This window comes from Duganella sp. sic0402 (genome assembly GCF_019219065.1).
In the GTDB taxonomy this organism is placed as follows: Bacteria; Pseudomonadota; Gammaproteobacteria; order Burkholderiales; family Burkholderiaceae_D; genus Rugamonas.
This window is the reverse complement of sequence record NZ_JAHUWK010000009.1, coordinates 154084-170756: the sequence shown is the minus strand read 5'-3', so window position 1 is coordinate 170756 and position 16673 is coordinate 154084. Positions and strand designations below refer to the sequence as shown.

The 16673-nt window shown below is 63.8% G+C and carries 15 protein-coding genes; 6 read left to right on the top strand and 9 right to left on the bottom strand.

Features of this window, described 5'->3' with window-relative positions; translation table 11 throughout:
* Positions 1–13: 13 nt before the first annotated feature.
* Genes bioD through KW842_RS20580 form a run of 6 tightly spaced genes read right to left on the bottom strand, consistent with a single transcriptional unit; the run spans position 14 to position 6214 of the window.
* Positions 14–790, bottom strand: coding sequence for a dethiobiotin synthase (bioD, locus tag KW842_RS20605; protein ID WP_218305993.1), 777 nt, complete (start codon positions 788–790; stop codon positions 14–16).
* Positions 787–1977: an 8-amino-7-oxononanoate synthase gene (bioF, locus tag KW842_RS20600; RefSeq protein ID WP_218305992.1), complete on the bottom strand. Its 1191-nt coding sequence runs from the start codon at positions 1975–1977 to the stop codon at positions 787–789. The genes bioD and bioF overlap by 4 nt, the downstream gene beginning before the upstream one ends.
* Before the next feature lie 2 nt (positions 1978–1979).
* Positions 1980–3308, bottom strand: a complete 1329-nt coding sequence (bioA, locus tag KW842_RS20595) for an adenosylmethionine--8-amino-7-oxononanoate transaminase (RefSeq protein WP_218305991.1) — start codon at positions 3306–3308, stop codon at positions 1980–1982.
* A gap of 45 nt (positions 3309–3353) precedes the next feature.
* Positions 3354–4139, bottom strand: coding sequence for an enoyl-CoA hydratase/isomerase family protein (locus tag KW842_RS20590; protein ID WP_218305990.1), 786 nt, complete (start codon positions 4137–4139; stop codon positions 3354–3356).
* A gap of 9 nt (positions 4140–4148) precedes the next feature.
* Positions 4149–5756: a carboxyl transferase domain-containing protein gene (locus tag KW842_RS20585; RefSeq protein WP_218305989.1), complete on the bottom strand. Its 1608-nt coding sequence runs from the start codon at positions 5754–5756 to the stop codon at positions 4149–4151.
* 20 nt (positions 5757–5776) lie between these two features.
* Positions 5777–6214 (bottom strand): YchJ family protein, encoded by a 438-nt coding sequence (locus tag KW842_RS20580; protein WP_218305988.1) that lies wholly within the window; start codon positions 6212–6214, stop codon positions 5777–5779.
* Positions 6215–6383: 169 nt separating this feature from the next.
* Here KW842_RS20580 and KW842_RS20575 point away from each other — a divergent pair, with 169 nt between their 5' ends.
* The 6 genes from KW842_RS20575 to KW842_RS20550 are packed head-to-tail and all read left to right on the top strand — an operon-like array spanning position 6384 to position 12750.
* A complete protein-coding gene (locus KW842_RS20575; protein ID WP_218305987.1) occupies positions 6384–7124 on the top strand; it encodes a GntR family transcriptional regulator in 741 nt (246 codons plus the stop codon).
* A gap of 3 nt (positions 7125–7127) precedes the next feature.
* Complete coding sequence (gene murQ / locus KW842_RS20570; RefSeq protein WP_218305986.1) at positions 7128–8006, top strand: N-acetylmuramic acid 6-phosphate etherase; 879 nt, start codon at positions 7128–7130, stop codon at positions 8004–8006.
* Between the two features lie 13 nt (positions 8007–8019).
* On the top strand, positions 8020–9279 hold the full coding sequence (locus KW842_RS20565) for an MFS transporter (protein WP_218305985.1): 1260 nt from the start codon (positions 8020–8022) through the stop codon (positions 9277–9279).
* A gap of 31 nt (positions 9280–9310) precedes the next feature.
* Positions 9311–10990 (top strand): glycoside hydrolase family 10 protein, encoded by a 1680-nt coding sequence (locus KW842_RS20560; protein WP_218305984.1) that lies wholly within the window; start codon positions 9311–9313, stop codon positions 10988–10990.
* 2 nt (positions 10991–10992) lie between these two features.
* Positions 10993–11892: an N-acetylglucosamine kinase gene (locus KW842_RS20555; protein WP_218305983.1), complete on the top strand. Its 900-nt coding sequence runs from the start codon at positions 10993–10995 to the stop codon at positions 11890–11892.
* Positions 11893–11910: 18 nt separating this feature from the next.
* The gene (locus tag KW842_RS20550; protein WP_218305982.1) at positions 11911–12750 is read left to right on the top strand and encodes an N-acetylmuramoyl-L-alanine amidase; all 840 of its coding nucleotides are present in this window, start codon (positions 11911–11913) and stop codon (positions 12748–12750) included.
* Here KW842_RS20550 and ampC read toward each other — a convergent pair.
* From ampC to KW842_RS20535, 3 genes are all read right to left on the bottom strand, one after another.
* Positions 12707–13852: a class C beta-lactamase gene (gene ampC / locus KW842_RS20545; protein WP_218305981.1), complete on the bottom strand. Its 1146-nt coding sequence runs from the start codon at positions 13850–13852 to the stop codon at positions 12707–12709. The two genes, KW842_RS20550 and ampC, sit on opposite strands and share 44 nt — an antisense overlap.
* Positions 13853–13873: 21 nt before the next feature.
* The gene (gene blaOXA / locus KW842_RS20540; protein WP_218305980.1) at positions 13874–15622 is read right to left on the bottom strand and encodes a class D beta-lactamase; all 1749 of its coding nucleotides are present in this window, start codon (positions 15620–15622) and stop codon (positions 13874–13876) included.
* Between the two features lie 68 nt (positions 15623–15690).
* A complete protein-coding gene (locus tag KW842_RS20535; RefSeq protein ID WP_218305979.1) occupies positions 15691–16668 on the bottom strand; it encodes an aldo/keto reductase in 978 nt (325 codons plus the stop codon).
* Positions 16669–16673 lie beyond the last annotated feature (5 nt).

Sequence of the window (16673 nt, the reverse complement as noted above, 5' to 3'; positions counted from 1 at the left end):
ATTCCTTCTTCGTTCAAATTGCGTTTTGCAGCGGCCAGTTGGGCAGCTGCGTAAAATCGATATATTCTGCCGCCGCAGCGGCGCTCGGCTGTTCCAGGCGCGGCACGCGGCCAAGGAAAGGCGCGGGTATGCGTTGTTCCAGCGCCGCCACGTTTTCATCGGCGAAGGCCATGTCGGCCTGGGTTTCATTGGCGACCCAGCCGGCCAGCTTCAGGCCGCGCGACAGGATCGCTTCCACCGTCAGTAGCGCATGGCTGATGCAGCCCAGCCGCAGGCCTACCACCAGCACCACCGGCAGCGACAGCTGCTCGGCCAGATCGGCGGTGTCGAATTCGTCGTTCAGCGGCACGATAAAGCCACCCACGCCCTCCACCACCACCGCATCCGATGCAGCGTTGATTTCCACGTAGGCAGCCAGGATCGGCACCGGCGAAATGATGATGCCTTCCAGCGCGGCGGCAATATGCGGCGCGGCCGGTTCCTTCAGCAGGAACGGCGTGGTGATCGACTGCAGCAGGTTGACATTGCCGGCGGCGGCCAGCTGGTCGCAGTCGTCGTTATGCCATTTGCCGTCGTCGCCCAGTTCGGCGCCGGCGGCCACCGGCTTCATGCCGCAGGCGCGCACGCCGTTTTCCACCAGCGCATGCAGCATGGCGGAGGACACCAGCGTCTTGCCGATTTCGGTGTCGGTGCCGGTGACGAAGCAGTTGAAGCGCGGCGGCATGCCGCCGCCCGCCGTCGTCGGCTGGGTTTGTGGTGCGATTGCTAACACGGGATCGTCCAAGCTCATTTCAGCTCCCTTTCCAAGGCATTGATCGCAGTGATCAGTTGTGCGACTTCCTGGCCGTTGTGTCCTGCGGACAGCGTCACGCGCAGGCGCGCGGTGCCGGCGGCCACGGTCGGCGGTCGGATGGCGCCTACCCACAGCCCTTGTTCGTACAGGGCGGCGCCGGCGCGCATGGTGACGCCATTATCGCCGATCAGGATGGGCTGGATAGCGGTTTGCGACGGCAGGCGCTGCCAGCGCTCCAGGCGCAGGCCATCGTCCAATTGTGCCACCAAAGCCTGTAACTGTGCGCGCCGTGTGGCGCCTTCGTCGCCTTCCAGCAGGTCGAGGCTGGTCAGCAGGGCGTGCGCCAGCGCCGGTGGTGTGGCGGTGGTGAAAATGTAGGGGCGGGCTTTCTGGATCAGCGTTTCGATCACCGTCTCGTGGGCGGCGACAAAAGCGCCACCGACGCCGGCCGCCTTGCCCAGCGTTCCCATGTACACCAGGTAGGGCGAGCGCAGCTTGAAGTGTTCCAGCGCGCCATGGCCTCGTTCACCCAGCGTGCCGAAGCCGTGGGCATCGTCTACCACCAGCCAGGCCTTGTACTGTTCGCACAGTGCCAGCAGTTGCGGCAGCGGCGCCAGGTTGCCGTCCATGCTGAACACGCTGTCCGTGACTACGACCTTGGTAGCGGCCTTGCTGGCCTTGAGCAGCGTTTCCAGCGCTTGCAGGTCAGCGTGTGGATAGACGTGGGCTTTGGCCCGCGACAGGCGCACGCCGTCGATCAGCGAAGCGTGGTTGAGTTCTTCCGAGAAGATTTCAGCGTCGCGGTCATGTGCGGTCAAGCCGGTGATGACGGCCAGGTTGGCCATGTAGCCGGTGCAGAAGCTGATCGCACGCGGTGCTTCCAGATGCTCGCCGACGAATTGCGCCAGCCGTTCTTCCAGCATCGCGTGCGCGCGGCCATGGCCGCTGATCAGGTGCGAGGCGCCGCTGCCGACGCCGTAGATCGCCGCGCCCTCTTGCAGCGCCAGCTTGATCTTGCGGTGATTAGCCAGGCCGAGATAATCGTTGCTGCAGAAGGCCAGCAGCTCGCGGCCATCCACGCTGACGCGCGGGCCGCATGGCGTATCGACGGTGCGGCGCTTGCGGATCAGCTGCTGGTCGTCCAGCGCATGCAGCTGCTGGCTGAGTTGGTTCAGCAGTTCCATCGTCAGCCCGCCATGACCTTGTCGAACACGGCCAGCGTGTTGGCGGCCAGACCGTCGATTTCCTCGTTGCTGAGGATGTACGGCGGCATCATGTAGACGGTGGAGCCGATCGGACGCATCAGCAGTTCATGTTCGGTCGCGGTGGCGAAGAAACGGCGCGAGAAGTCTTTCGGCGCATCGATGGCGTCGAAGGCCCAGATCATGCCGCGCTGGCGGAAGTTGTGTACCTGCGCATGCTGCGCCAGTGGTTGCAGGGCCTTGGTCAGGCGCTCCGCCTTGACGCGGTTGCTGTTGAGGACATCGTCTTCTTCGAAGATTTGCAGTGTCGCCAGCGCGGCGCGGCAGGCCAGCGGGTTGCCGGTGTAGGAGTGCGAGTGCAGGAAGCCGCGCGTGACGTCGTTGCTATAGAAGGCTTGATAGATCTCATCGCGCGTCATCACCAGCGACAGCGGCAGATAGCCGCCACTGATGCCTTTCGACAGGCACAGGAAGTCCGGCCAGATCCCTGCCTGTTCACACGCGAAGAAGGTGCCGGTGCGGCCGCAGCCGACGGCGATTTCATCGAGGATCAGGTGAACGTTATGCTGGTCGCACAGTGCGCGCACCAGTTGCAGGTAGAGCGGGTCGTGCATCGCCATGCCGGTGGCGCATTGCACCAGCGGCTCGATGATGATGGCGGCGATCTTGTCGCCGCGTTCGTTGAACAGGCGCTCGACATCGGCGGCGGCGCGGCGGGCGACGTCCTGCGCAGTTTCGCCTTCTGCGGCGGTGCGTGCGTCTGGCGACATCACGGTTTGCGAGGCGCGCAGCAGCGGGCCGTAGGCGTCCTTGAACAGCGCGACGTCGGTCACGGCCAGCGCGCCGATGGTTTCGCCGTGGTAGCTGCCTTTGAGGCAGACGAATTCCTGCTTGTCGGCGTGGCCGTTGTTGCGCCACGAGTGGAAGCTCATCTTGAGCGCGATTTCAACGGCGGAGGCGCCATCGCTGGCGTAGAAGCTGTGGCCCAGTACGTGGCCGGTCAGTGCGGATAATTTCTCAGACAGTTCGATCACCGGTTCGTGGGTGAAGCCGGCGAGCATGGCGTGTTCCAGTGTGTCCAGCTGGTCTTTCAACGCGGCGTTGATGCGCGGGTTGGCGTGGCCGAACAGGTTTACCCACCAGGAGCTGATCGCGTCCAGGTAGCGGCGGCCTTCATGGTCGTACAGCCATGCGCCCTTGCCCCGGCTGACCGGGATCAGCGGGATGGTTTCGTGGTGCTGCATCTGGGTGCACGGATGCCATACACTGCGCAAGCTGCGTGCGACCCAGTCGCTTTGTTTATTTGAATTCAAACTAACTCCAATTTCTTTGTTGCCCCCGCTCCGCTGGGGCAACGCTTATGTAAGCCAGGCGGGCTTGCGCTTCTCAAGGAAGGAAGCCACGCCTTCGCGCCCCTGGTCGGAGGCGCGGATTTGCGCGATGCGTTCGGCGGTATCGGCCAGCAGCGCATCGCTCACTGCTTGCCCGCTCACGTCGCGTACCAGCACTTTGGCTTGCCGCACGGCGTTTGGGCTGTTGTTGACCAGCGCCTTGACGATCTCCGCCACTTTGGCGTCCAGCGCATCGGCACTCACCACTTCATGCGCGAAGCCGATCCGCAGCGCCTCCTGCGCGCCAAAACGCTCGGCGGTCAGGAAATAGCGGCGCGAGGCCTGCTCGCCCATGGCCTTGATGACATACGGCGAAATCGTCGCCGGGATCAGGCCGAGCTTGACTTCGCTGAGGCAGAAGTTGACCTCTTCCGCCGCGACGATGATGTCGCACGCTGCCACCAGTCCCATGCCGCCGGCGTAGCAATCACCCTGCACCTTGGCTATCACTGGCTTCGGGCACAGGTAAATGGTACGCAGCATTTCTGCCAGTTGCAGCGCGTCTGCATGGTTCTCGGCGTGCGTGTAGCCCGCCATTTTTTTCATCCAGTTCAGATCCGCGCCAGCGCAGAAGGCCGGGCCGTTCGCCGCCAGCACAATCGCACGCAGGCCGGCATCATCGCCGAGTTCACTGAAGGCCTGCTTAATCTCGGCGATGGTGGTTTCATTGAAGGCGTTGCGCACGTCGGGACGGTTCAGCGTGACGGTGGCGGTGTGGCTTTCGCGCGTGATGGTCAAAGTCGTATAGCTCATCATCGCCCCTTACATGCGGAACACGCCAAACTTGGTGTCTTCGATCTCCGCGTTCAGCGCGGCGGACAGGCCAAGGCCCAGCACCATGCGCGTATCGGCCGGATCGATGACGCCGTCATCCCACAGGCGCGCGGTGGCGTAGTAGGGGTGGCCCTGCTGCTCGTACTGCTCCTTGATCGGCTGCTTGAACGCAGCTTCCTCTTCCGCCGACCATGCGCCGCCCCTGCCCTCGATACCGTCACGCTTGACGGTGGCCAGCACCGACGCCGCCTGGTCGCCGCCCATCACCGAGATGCGCGCATTGGGCCACATCCACATGAAACGCGGCGAGAAGGCGCGGCCGCACATGCCGTAGTTACCGGCGCCGAAGCTGCCGCCGATGATGACTGTGAACTTGGGCACGGCGGCCGTTGCCACGGCGGTGACCATCTTGGCGCCATTACGGGCGATGCCTTCGTTTTCGTACTTGCGGCCGACCATGAAGCCGGTGATATTTTGCAGGAACACCAGCGGGATCTTGCGCTGCGCGCACAGTTCGATGAAGTGCGCGCCTTTCAGTGCAGACTCGGAGAACAGGATGCCGTTGTTGGCGATGATGCCGACTTTCATGCCGAAGATGTGGGCGAAGCCGCACACCAGCGTGGTGCCGTATCGGGCCTTGAACTCGTCGAACTCGCTGCCATCGACGATGCGGGCGATCACTTCGCGCACATCGAAAGGCTTGCGGGTGTCGGTAGGAATCACGCCATACAGCTCGGAGGCTGCGTAAGCTGGCTCCACGGCCGCGCGCAACGCGCCCCGCTGCGGCTTGGTGCGGTTCAGGTTTGAGACGATGGTGCGGGCCAGCGACAATGCGTGCAAATCGTTCTGCGCCAGATGGTCGGCCACGCCGGACAGGCGCGTATGCACATCGCCGCCGCCCAGGTCTTCGGCCGTCACCACCTCGCCGGTGGCCGCCTTCACCAGCGGCGGGCCGCCGAGGAAAATCGTGCCTTGCTCTTTGACGATGATGGATTCATCGCTCATCGCCGGCACGTACGCGCCGCCGGCGGTGCAAGAACCCATCACCACCGCGATCTGCGGGATGCCCTTGGCCGACAGATTGGCCTGGTTGTAGAAGATGCGGCCGAAGTGGTCGCGGTCCGGGAATACGTCGTCCTGGTTGGGCAGGTTGGCGCCGCCGGAGTCCACCAGATAGATGCACGGCAGATTATTCTGGTCGGCGATTTCCTGCGCGCGCAGGTGCTTCTTCACCGTCATCGGATAGTAGGTGCCGCCCTTGACGGTGGCGTCATTACAGACGATCACGCACTCCTGCCCGGCCACGCGGCCGATGCCGGTGATGATGCCGGCGGCCGGAGCCGCATCGTCATACATGGCGTAGGCGGCCATTTGCGACAGTTCCAGGAACGGCGTGCCGGGATCGAGCAGCATCTGCACGCGGTCGCGCGGCAGCAGTTTGCCGCGCGCCACATGCTTGGCCGAGGCCGCTTCGCCGCCGCCCTCGGCAATTTTCGCGATCTTCTCGCGCAAATCGTCGACGACGGCCTGCATGGCGGCGGCGTTGGCCTTGAAATCCTCGCTACGAGGGTTGAGCTTGCTTTCGATTTGCGGCATTGCTTTTCCTTTTTGTCTGTCTATTCTGGAAAACTACCGTCAACGTAAAACCAGCGCAGGTCTCCTGCTTCCGCTGGTTCGCGTACAAAATTGCTCATCTCGTGCAGACGTTGTGCCCGGCCATTGATCTTGAACCGGGCGACAAACTCGACCGTATCCTTGGTAAGATCGGCATCATCTGCTTTACGTTGACGTAAACGTAAAGCAGATTTTACCTCAAGTCCCAGCCATTGCACCTTTTCCTCGTCGCTCATGATGGGTTCGTCCGGGCGGGTGCTGGCGTGCCAGGTGGCCAGCAGATAGGGCTCGTTGCGCTGGCCATAGGCGGTATAGCGCGAGCGCATCAATGCCTCGGCGGTGGGCGCGATGGCGTCGCCGGCGATATACGGGCCGCAGCAGCTGGCAAGCGAGGGGCCGCCGCAAGGGCAAGCGGCGGGCGCGGTGGACTTCTTGGACATGGTCGGGAACAGTCTGGGCTGGTGGTGCAAACCCCGCATTATCCGCCAAATAGGCGCATTCCGCCGCGTTCGGACTTATGCTACTTGTAGAAATATTGTGGCTTCACACCCCAACAGGCGCACACCGTTTACCGCATCGCTATTACACTAGAGGCGTGAGGAGAAATGAATGAGCCAGACCAGTTTTGAATTCAAGGCGGATGCCAACGACAGTTCGCCGTTGTACATGCAAATTGCCCGCAAATTGAGCGATGATGTGCTCAATGGCCGCTATCAAGTGGATCAGGCGCTGCCGTCCGAACGGACCTTGTCGGAGCTGTTAAACGTTTCACGGGTGACTGCGCGCAAGGCCATCGACCAGCTGGTGGACCAGGGACTGGTGGTTCGCCGCCGTGGTTCCGGCAATTATATTGCGCCGCGCATCGAGCAGCCGCTGTCCAACCTCACCAGTTTTTCGGAGCAATTGCAGCAGCGCGGCCATATTCCGGGTTCGCGCTGGCTGAAGCGGGCCATCGTCACGCCGACGCCGGAAGAGCAGCTGAGCCTGGGCCTGTCGCCGTATTCCAAGGTGGCGCGGCTGGAGCGCTTGCGCCTGGCGGATGATGTGGTGATGGCGTACGAGGTGTCGGTGCTGCCGCAGACGGTGCTGAACGACCCTAACGCGGTAGGCAACTCGCTGTATCAATACCTGGAAAGCATCAACAAGGCGCCGGCGCGCGCCTTGCAGCACATCCGCGCGATGAATGCCTCGGCAGAGCTGGCCAAGCAGCTGGGCGTGCCGGAAGGACAGGCGCTGCTGTACATCACGCGGATAGCCTATCTGGATACCGGCGAGGCGATGGAGCTGACCCATTCGTATTGCCATAGTGACCATTACGACTTCGTCGCGGAGATGCGCCGCGCCACCTGACCCATGCTCAATACCGAGACGCCGAGTACGCAGCATCCCCAGCTGGACCTCTACCCGGTAGCGGACCTGGTCGCCGCCCTGGTGGATGATCAGGCGCAGGCATTGCAGGCTGTGAAGGCGGCCTCGGCTAGCATCAGCGCGGCAGTGGAAGCGATGACGCCGCGCATCGCGGCTGGCGGGCGGCTGGTCTATGTCGGCGCCGGCACCTCGGGACGGCTGGGCATACTGGACAGCGTCGAACTCTACCCCACCTTTTCCTGGCCGCACGAACGTGCCGTGGCCTTGCTGGCGGGCGGCCTGGGCGCGATGTTCGAGGCGGTCGAAGGCGCGGAAGATGACCGCAACAAGGGCGCCACCGACCTGCGGCTGCTCTATCCCAGCTACAACGACGTGGTCTTGCTGGTGGCGGCGTCCGGCACCACGCCGTACGTGCTGGGCGCGTTACAGGCAGCGCGCGCGGTGGGAGCGCTGACGATCGGTATCGCCAACAACGCCGGCACACCGCTGCTGGCTGGCGCCGATATCGCCATCTGCCTCGACACCGGCGCGGAAGTGATCTCCGGCAGCACCCGCCTGAAAGCGGGCACGGCGCAAAAAGTCGTGCTGAACACACTCTCCAGCGCACTGATGGTGCGCCTGCACAAAGTCTACGGCAACCTGATGGTCGACCTGCATCCGACCAACGCCAAGCTGACCGAACGCGCAATCAGCCTGGCCATGCGCGTCACTGGCGCCGATGCCGACGCTGCGCGCAACGCCCTGGACGCCTGCCAATATCAGATCAAAACCGCCATCGTCATGCTGCTCAAAAAACAGTCAGCCCCGGACGCCCAGGCGCTACTTGACCACCACACCGGCAACCTCCGCGCCGCCTTGCAATAACCTGGAGTTTCATATGCAACAACGTAGTGCCTGGGCGTGGGTGCCCAGTGTTTCCTTCAGCCAGGGTGTGCCTTATGTGGCGGTGATGATGCTGTCCACCGTGATGTATAAGAACCTTGGCATTTCGAATGCCGATCTGGCGTTTTATACGGCGTGGCTGTATCTGCCGTGGGTGGTGAAGCCTTTGTGGGCGCCGATTGTCGAGATGTTCGGCACCAAGCGGCGCTGGACGGTGCTGATGCAGCTGGTCAGCGGTGCGGGCCTGGCGGCGGTGGCGCTGACCTTGCATGCGCCGGACTTCTTCCGCTGGACCCTGGTGATTTTCTGGCTGATGGCGTTCAGCTCGGCCACCCATGATATCGCCTCCGACGGGTTCTACATGCTGGGCCTGCCGACGCAGCGCCAGCAGGCCGCCTTCGTCGGCGTGCGCAGCGCGTTTTACAAGCTGGCGATGATCGGCGGACAGGGCGGGCTGGTGTATATCGCCGGTGAGTTGATGAAAGCGACCGGCAATCCCGTGCACGCCTGGTCGGTGGTGTTTGTGCTGATGGCGGTATTGTTCCTGCTGCTGTGCGGCTGGCACCAGTTGATGCTGCCGCGCCCGCAGGAGGATCATGCACATGCCGCCGGCGGCGCGCTGTGGCAGGACTTTGTGCAGACCTTTGCCAGTTTTTTCCGCAAGCCGGAGATTCTGACGACGCTGGCCTTCCTGCTGTTGTACCGTCTCGGCGAGGCGCAGTTGCTGAAGATGGCCGCCCCCTTTCTGCTGGACCCGCGTGACAAGGGCGGCCTCGGCCTCAGCACCTCGGAGTTCGGCCTGGTCTACGGCACCATCGGCGTGTGCGCGCTGGTGATTGGCGGCATTGCCGGCGGGGTAGTGGTGTCGCGCTTCGGCCTGAAGCGGGCGCTGCTGCCGATGGTGTCCATCATGCACGTGCCGGACCTGGTGTTTGTCTACCTGGCCACGGCGCTGCCAGACAATCTGACGCTGGTCGCCATCTGCCTGGCGGTGGAGCAGTTCGGCTACGGTTTCGGCTTTGCCGCCTTCCTGCTGTACATGGTGCTGGTGGCCGATGGCGAGCATAAAACCGCCCATTACGCGATCTGCACCGGCTTCATGGCGCTGGGCATGATGTTGCCGGGAATGGTGAGCGGCTGGATACAGCAGCAGCTCGGTTATCAGCAATTTTTCATCTGGGCATGCATTTCCACGCTGCCAGCGTTCGTCATGGCGCTGAAGGTGCGGATTCCTGCTGAATTCGGCCAGAAATAGCCATTACAATACGGTCTCTACTGATTCGGAGATGGTTTTGGTTCTTAATGCGAAGAAGCGGCTGACCCTGTCGGCCGGCATGGCGGCTGGTCTGGCGGCGCTGCTTGAAGGATGTTCCAGTACGCCGACCGCACCTGTGCCGGAATCTGGCACGGTGCCGCCATCGCCGCAACCATCGGCCCGCCCACAGCCGGGCGGCCAGGCCATGGCGCCGGCAATGGCCGACCCGCGCATGCCACCCCCTGCACCGCGCGAATTCCGCGCCGCCTGGGTATCGACCGTGGCCAATATCGACTGGCCCAGCCGCAGCAACCTGAGCACGGCCAAGCAGCAGACCGAAGCCCTCGCCATCCTCGACCGCGCCAAGGCACTGAACCTGAACGCCATCGTGCTGCAAGTGCGCCCGAGCGCGGATGCGATTTATCCATCCGAGCTGGAGCCGTGGTCAGAATTCCTCACCGGCCAGCAGGGCCGTCCGCCGGCGCAGCCGTGGGACCCGTTGCAGTTCTGGATCGAACAGGCGCACGCGCGCGGGCTGGAGCTGCATGCGTGGTTCAATCCCTACCGCGCGCGCCACGCCACCGCCAAGACGCCGCTGGCCACCAGCCATATCGGCCGCAAGCAACCGGAAGTCGTCAAATCCTATGGCCGCTATCTGTGGATGGACCCGGGCGAAGCCGCCGCCTCGCAGCACACGCTGGACGTGGTGCTGGATGTGGTGCGCCGCTATGACATCGACGGCGTGCACATCGACGATTATTTCTATCCCTATCCGATCGATACGCCGAATGCGGCCGGGCCGGAAGGCGTGGCGCTGGATGGCGGCGTCGGTGGCGCGCGGCAGGAGCTGGAATTCCCGGACCAGCCGTCGTGGCAGCGCTATCTGCTGGAAGGCGGTACGCTGGACCGCCCGCACTGGCGCCGGCAGAACGTCAATTCGCTGATCGAAGCGATGTATATGGGTATCCGCAAGCAGAAGTCGTGGGTGCGCTTCGGCATCAGCCCCTTCGGCATCGGCCGTCCGGACCGCCGCCCGGCCGGCATCATCGGTTTCAGCCAGTACGACAAGCTGTATGCGGACGCCGAACTGTGGCTGCAAAACGGCTGGCTCGATTACCTGGCGCCGCAGCTGTACTGGCCGGTGGCGCAGGCCCCGCAAGCCTTCGACGTGCTGCTGGATTACTGGCTGGCGCAGAACACCCGCGCGCGCCATGTGTGGCCAGGCTTGTACACCAGCCGTATCGACAACAGCATCAAGTCCTTTGCGCCGGAAGAAATCGTCAAGCAGATCGGCGTGACGCGCAGCCGCAGCGGCGCGCGCGGCCACCTGCACTTCTCGATCGCGCCGCTGATGGAAAACCGCAAGGGCATTACCGACCAGCTGAAAACGCAGGCCTATCAAACCGCCGCGCTGACGCCGGCCACGCCGTGGCTGGGTTCCGATGCACCAGCCGCGCCGCAGGCATCGACACGGCGCGACAGCAATGGCGTGGCGCTGAAGCTGTCCGCCGGCACCGGCAAACCGGTGACGCATTATGCGATCTGGTCGCGCTATGGCAGCGAGTGGCGCTTCGCGGTGGCGCCGGCTTCGCGTCCGGTGCTGCTGCTGGCGGATGACGCCGCAGGTGGCGCAGCACAGGCGGTGGTGGTCAGTGCGGTTGACCGGCTCGGCAATGAAAGTGAACGCATCCAGGTGTATACACGGAGCTGACGATGAGCGATCTCGGTCTGGGCATAGATGCAGGCGGCACGCAAACCCGCTGGGCGCTGGCGGATGCATCAGGCGCCATTGTGGCCGAGGGCAGTGTGGGCGGCATGTCGGCCACGCAGATGAACAGTGCCGCCGGCCGCGACGCGGTGCGCGGCATCTTCGCCATGCTGGCGTCGCAGGTACTGGCGGCGGGCCAGCCGGCGCGCGCCTGCGCCGGCCTGACCGGCTTTGACGGTGCCAGTACGCAGGCCACGCAATTGCTGGCCGACGTGCTGAAGATCGCGCCAACCGCGATCAGCATGCGCAACGATGTGGAAATCGCGTATCTGGACAGCTTTGCGCCGGGCCAAGGTTATCTGGTGTATGCCGGCACAGGCTCCATCGCCGCGTGGATAGACGCCGACGGCCAGTTCCATCGCGCCGGTGGACGCGGCGTGACGCTGGATGACGGCGGCGGCGGATTCTGGATCGCGCGCCAAGCCATGCGGCATATCTGGCGGCTGGAGGATGAGCAGCCGGGCGTGTGGCAGCAGTCGGCCATGGCGCGCGCGGTGTTTGCGCAGATCGGCGGCAGCGATTGGTCGCTGTCGCGCCAATTCATTTATGGCCAGGAGCGCGGCGCGATCGGCAGCCTGGCGCTGGCGGTGGCTTCCAGCGCGGATGCCGATCCGGTGGCACGCAATATTCTGGAACGGGCCGGCGCCGAGCTGGCGCGGATTGCGCTGGCGCTGGTGGGCCGCTACGGCGAACGTCCGATCATACTGGGCGGACGTGCAGCGCAGCTGCATCCGCTGATCGCGCAAAGCATGCGCGCGGCGCTGCCCGCCGAGTTATCGCTGACGCAGCGGGACACGCTGGCGCATCACGCGGCGGCGCGCCTTGCCCTACACTCTCATTATTGAACCGAGGCTGACACGCTTATGAAAATTGTTCCGCTACTCGCTTTGACCGCCCTGCTGGCCGGCTGCGCCACCGCACCGCCGGAGGGGCCACGTTTCGATCACTCGCTGACTGCGCGCGCGCAGAGTGACCGCATCAAGTATGTGATCCTGCATTACACGGTGAGCGACCTGCCGCGCTCCATCAACGCGCTGGCGCATGGTACGCAGGTCAGCGCGCATTACCTGCTGACGGATACCAATCCGCCGTTCTTCTACACGCTGGTGGACGAGTCGCGCCAGTCGAATCACGCGGGCCTGAGCAGCTGGAAGATTTACAACCAGCTCAACGCCGCGTCGATCGGTATCGAGATTGTGAATCCGGGCTTCAAGGAGACGGCGCAGGGACGGGTGTACGCACCGTTCCAGCAGGCGCAGGTCGATCAGCTGATTTTGCTGTTGAAGGATATCGTCAAGCGCTACAACATCGCGCCGGGGAATATTCTTGGCCACAACGACATCGCGCCGCAGCGCAAGCAGGATCCCGGCCCGGCCTTCCCGTGGAAGCAGCTGGCGGACGCCGGCCTGATTCCATGGCCGGAGCCCAGCCGCGTGGTGGCGCGCATGCCCGGCTATCAGGAACAGCTGCCGGAAGTGATCTGGTTCCAGCGCAAGCTGGCGGAGATTGGCTATGCGGTGCCGCAAACGGGCGAACTGGATCAGGCAACGCGCAATGTGATCTCGGTGTTCCAGACCAAGTACCGCCCGTCGCTGTTTGATGGTACGCCGGATGCGGAAACGGCAGCGATGATCGATGTGCTGACCACCCCGCTGCCGGTTATTGCGCCTGCAACCCAGCCAGAATCGAATACGCAGCCTTGATACGTTCAGCGATAGGATAGTTGCGGTTGGCCAGAATCACGATGCCGATTTTCTTCTCCGGCACAAACGCCACATAGGAGCTGAAGCCACCGGTGGCGCCGGTCTTGTTGTACCAGGTGCTGTCCGACGCGGGCTGCGGCGGCGACAGGCGCGTGGTCGGGTTGACCTCGCGGCTCATCTTGCTGGAATTACCTTCCTGTAGATGCGCCAGCGACACCGGGTAAGGATATTGTTCCCAGCCCAGGCCCTGCGTATTTACGCCGGTCTTGAAATAGCCGATGTGCGTGCCTTCAATCGCGCGGCGCACGGTCGGTTCCAGCTGGCTCGGATCGATATTGGCCTGCACGTAGCGGATCAGGTCCGCGCTGCTGGAGCGCACGCCGTAAGCCTCCACCGAGAACAGATCGTCGCGCATGCGCACGGCTTTGTTCTCCGCGTTATAGCCCCAGGCGTAATTGGGCAGCGCACTTTTCGGCATGAGCAGGTAGGTATTGCGCATGCCCAGTTTCGGCAGGATCTGCTTTTCCAGTATATCCACCTGGCTGGTTTTCATCGCCAGGCTGGCGACATGGCCAAACAAGCCCAGGCTGGGATTCGAATACACGCGTACCTTGTCCGGCGCCGCGATCGGCTTGAAGTTGCGCAGATAAGCCAGCATGCTTTGCTCGGTGTTCTGCACGCCATCAGGCACTTGCAGCGGCAGGCCGCCGGCGGTGTAGGTGCCGAAGTTGAGCACTGTGGCCTGGTCGATGGCGCTGCCCTTCAGCTGCGGCATGTAGCGGCTTGGATGATCGTCCAGCGACAGCTTGCCTTGCGCCACACCGTAGCTGACCATGGTGGCGGTGAAGGTCTTGCTGACCGAGCCCAGTTCAAACAGCGTGTTCTCGGTGACCGGTGCACCGCTCTCCTTCGACGCGACGCCGTAGCTGAAATAGGACAGCTTGCCGTTGGCAGTGACAGCGACGGCGATGCCCGGTACGTCGTACTCCTTCATGATCGGCTTGATGGCCTGATCGACCCTGGTTTGCAGGTCGGCGGCGCCGGCGATAGACGTGCAGCAGCACGCTGCGATGGCAAATGCCATGCGGCTCAGTGTGGACAAGGTAGCTCCTTTGGTTGGGGGTTAAAGCGTATCGAGTTGCGTGGCGACTTCGCTCAGGAATGCCTGTCTGGCGCGCGCGCCGCCGTAGGTTTCCTGTCGCTGGTCGAGCATCATGCGGGCGAACACAATGGTGCGATCGCCCTTGGTGGCCCAGCCGACATACCAGCCATATTGGTGCTGCTTGTCGTCGCGGCCATCCGGCAGCACTGCTGCGGAGGTCCCGGTCTTGCCGCGCATGGTCCAGCCGTTGGCCAGCGTGCGCGGTTGCATGATGCGGGCGGTCATATCGTAAGCCTTGGCGGACACCGGCAGCTCGCGGTTGACCAGCTTGCGCAGGAAGTCCAGCTGCTCGTCCGGTGAAATCTTCAGCGACGAGGCGATCCACGACATGGTCAGGCCGTTCTGCTTGCCCTGGTCGCCGGAGACATCGCGGTTGCCGTAGCCGAAGCCGTCAATGTAGCGCTGGAAGCGCGCCTCGCCCAGTTGCCGGGTGACGTTCTGCGCGAACCAGACGTTGGAATTGATGATCCAGCTGGTGGGATCGGTATCGGTGCGCCAGCTGTCGTTCCAGTCGGCGTAGCCCGGTTTGTACTGCATGACCGGCGTGTGCTCGTCGACCAGGATGCCGCTGTCGTAGCCCATCAGGCTGACCACGATGTTGAAGGTGGACGCCGGCGTGGCGCGCGCGTCGCACTGGCCGTCATGGCGCAGGCGCTGGCCGGTGGCGGCATCCATCAGCGTGGTGCAGGACAGCGGCTGAAGGTTTTGCGACGCCAGCGATGGTTGCAGCGCCAGGCTGATGGCCAGCACGCCGGTCAGTCCGGCGACGGCGGCGATGCGCGCCCAGCGGCTGTGCAGCGCGCCGCGCGGATCGCGGATCAGTGCGATGCGGCTGGCCAGCGTGTCCGGCGTGGCGTTACCGAAGGCGAGTGCGGTGGTAATCGGCGCCTGCTGTAACTTGAGCTGCGCCAGCAGCGCGGCGGCGTAGGCTTTGCGCTGCGCTTGCGGACGGCCTTGCAGCACATCGCGGTCGCATCCCAGTTCCTGCGCCCACGCCAACTGCTTGCGCAGCAGGTGCATAAAGGGATTAAACCAGAGCAGGGTTTGCAGCAGGATACCGGCGCTGGCCCATTGCAGATCGCGGCGGCGCCAGTGTGTCAGTTCGTGTTCGAGGATCAGCTGGCGCTGGCCGGCGTCGAAGCCGCGCAGATGCAGGGGCAACAGCAGCCGTGGACGGAACAGGCCAAACAACATCGGCGAGATGGGCGCGTCGACTTCGATGGTATCCATCGGCTGCGCACGGGTTATGCTGCCTGCGGTGGCCAGCGCATTCAGCATGCGGCGCGTATGCAGCAGGTGCAGCAGCGTATAACCCAGTCCCAGCATGTAAATGGCAAGCCAGCCCAGGGCGGCGTAGTTCAGTAAATCGCGCGGACTAGCGGCGGCTTCGGACTCCGGGACAACAATGTTTGCTGCGGCGGGGACGCTAGCCGCAGCCTGCGCGCGCTGTGGCGCCAAATCCTCGATATCAATCGGTGGCAGCAGACGCAGGCGCTCACTTTGCGGCGCCAGCACCAGCAGGAAAGTGGCGATCACAGTGCACTGGCCCAGCAGCCATACCGAACGCTGCGCGGCGACACCCGGCAGCCAGCGGCGGCACAAACGCATCACCCCCCACACGCCCAAGCCAGCGACTACGCAGCCGCCGCTGGCCAGCAGAAACTGGAAAGCCAGCAGATCGATGCCGGTAAAGATGTTGGATAGGGCCATGGAAAACTCCGCGTGCGACTGTTGCCACCATTATGCGACACTTGTCGCAATAAGGTCAACCCCGGATTTTAGCGGTCGACGGTGGCCATGCGTTCGGCGTTGTAGCGGGGGCCGGCGATTTGTTTGAGCGCGTTTTCCAGCGTCGCGATTTCCTGTGGGCTGAGGGTGATGCCGGCGGCGGCGGCATTCTGTTCGAGGTTGGCGCGGCGGCGGGTGCCGGGGATGGGGACGATGTCGTCGCCCTGCTGCATTACCCACGCCAGTGCGACCTGCCCGGCTGCGAGGCCGCGCGCGGCGGCCAGGTCGCGCACGGTTTGTGCCGCCGCCATATTGGCGTCGAAGTTGGCGCCCTGCATGCGCGGGTCCTGGTGGCGGAAGTCGGTCGGCGGGTATTCTTCGGCGCGCTTGGCGGTGCCGGCCAGGAAGCCGCGTCCCAATGGGCTGAATGGCACCAGGCCGATGCCCAGTTCGCGCAGCAGCGGGATGATCTCTTCTTCCAGATTGCGCTCCCACAGCGAGTATTCGCTTTGCAGCGCGCTGATCGGATGGACGGCGTGCGCGCGGCGGATATTGGCCACGCCCGCTTCGGACAAGCCCAGGTAGCGCACCTTGCCCTCCTTGACCAGCTCCCCCATGACGCCGACCACATCCTCAATCGGCACTTTCGGATCGATGCGGTGCTGGTACAGCAGGTCGATGTAGTCGGTGCCGAGCCGGCGCAGCGAACCTTCGACCGCTACGCGGATGTGCGCCGGATCGCTGGTGACGGCGTTGCGCACGCCGTCGCGGATGTCGAAGCCAAATTTGGTCGCCAGGATCACTTCGCTGCGGCGGCCATTAAAGGCGCGGCCCAGCAGTTCCTCGTTGTGATACGGGCCGTAGACTTCGGCGGTGTCGAAGAAGTTGACGCCAAGTTCGATCGCGCGGTGCAGGGTGGCAATCGATTCGCTTTCGTCGGCACTGCCGTAGACATTGCTCATGCCCATGCAGCCCAGGCCCTGGGCTGAAACGGTTAATCCTTGTTTGCCTAATGCGCGTTGTTTCATGTGGA

Coding starts and splice junctions, on each gene's coding strand:
- KW842_RS20550 (WP_218305982.1), top strand. CDS start 11,911: ATGAAAATTGTTCCGCTACTCGCTTTGACCGCCCTGCTGGCCGGCTGC.
- bioD (WP_218305993.1), bottom strand. CDS start 790: ATGAGCTTGGACGATCCCGTGTTAGCAATCGCACCACAAACCCAGCCG.
- KW842_RS20585 (WP_218305989.1), bottom strand. CDS start 5,756: ATGCCGCAAATCGAAAGCAAGCTCAACCCTCGTAGCGAGGATTTCAAG.
- KW842_RS20565 (WP_218305985.1), top strand. CDS start 8,020: ATGCAACAACGTAGTGCCTGGGCGTGGGTGCCCAGTGTTTCCTTCAGC.
- bioF (WP_218305992.1), bottom strand. CDS start 1,977: ATGGAACTGCTGAACCAACTCAGCCAGCAGCTGCATGCGCTGGACGAC.
- KW842_RS20555 (WP_218305983.1), top strand. CDS start 10,993: ATGAGCGATCTCGGTCTGGGCATAGATGCAGGCGGCACGCAAACCCGC.
- blaOXA (WP_218305980.1), bottom strand. CDS start 15,622: ATGGCCCTATCCAACATCTTTACCGGCATCGATCTGCTGGCTTTCCAG.
- KW842_RS20580 (WP_218305988.1), bottom strand. CDS start 6,214: ATGTCCAAGAAGTCCACCGCGCCCGCCGCTTGCCCTTGCGGCGGCCCC.
- murQ (WP_218305986.1), top strand. CDS start 7,128: ATGCTCAATACCGAGACGCCGAGTACGCAGCATCCCCAGCTGGACCTC.
- KW842_RS20535 (WP_218305979.1), bottom strand. CDS start 16,668: ATGAAACAACGCGCATTAGGCAAACAAGGATTAACCGTTTCAGCCCAG.
- KW842_RS20575 (WP_218305987.1), top strand. CDS start 6,384: ATGAGCCAGACCAGTTTTGAATTCAAGGCGGATGCCAACGACAGTTCG.
- KW842_RS20560 (WP_218305984.1), top strand. CDS start 9,311: ATGGTTTTGGTTCTTAATGCGAAGAAGCGGCTGACCCTGTCGGCCGGC.
- KW842_RS20590 (WP_218305990.1), bottom strand. CDS start 4,139: ATGAGCTATACGACTTTGACCATCACGCGCGAAAGCCACACCGCCACC.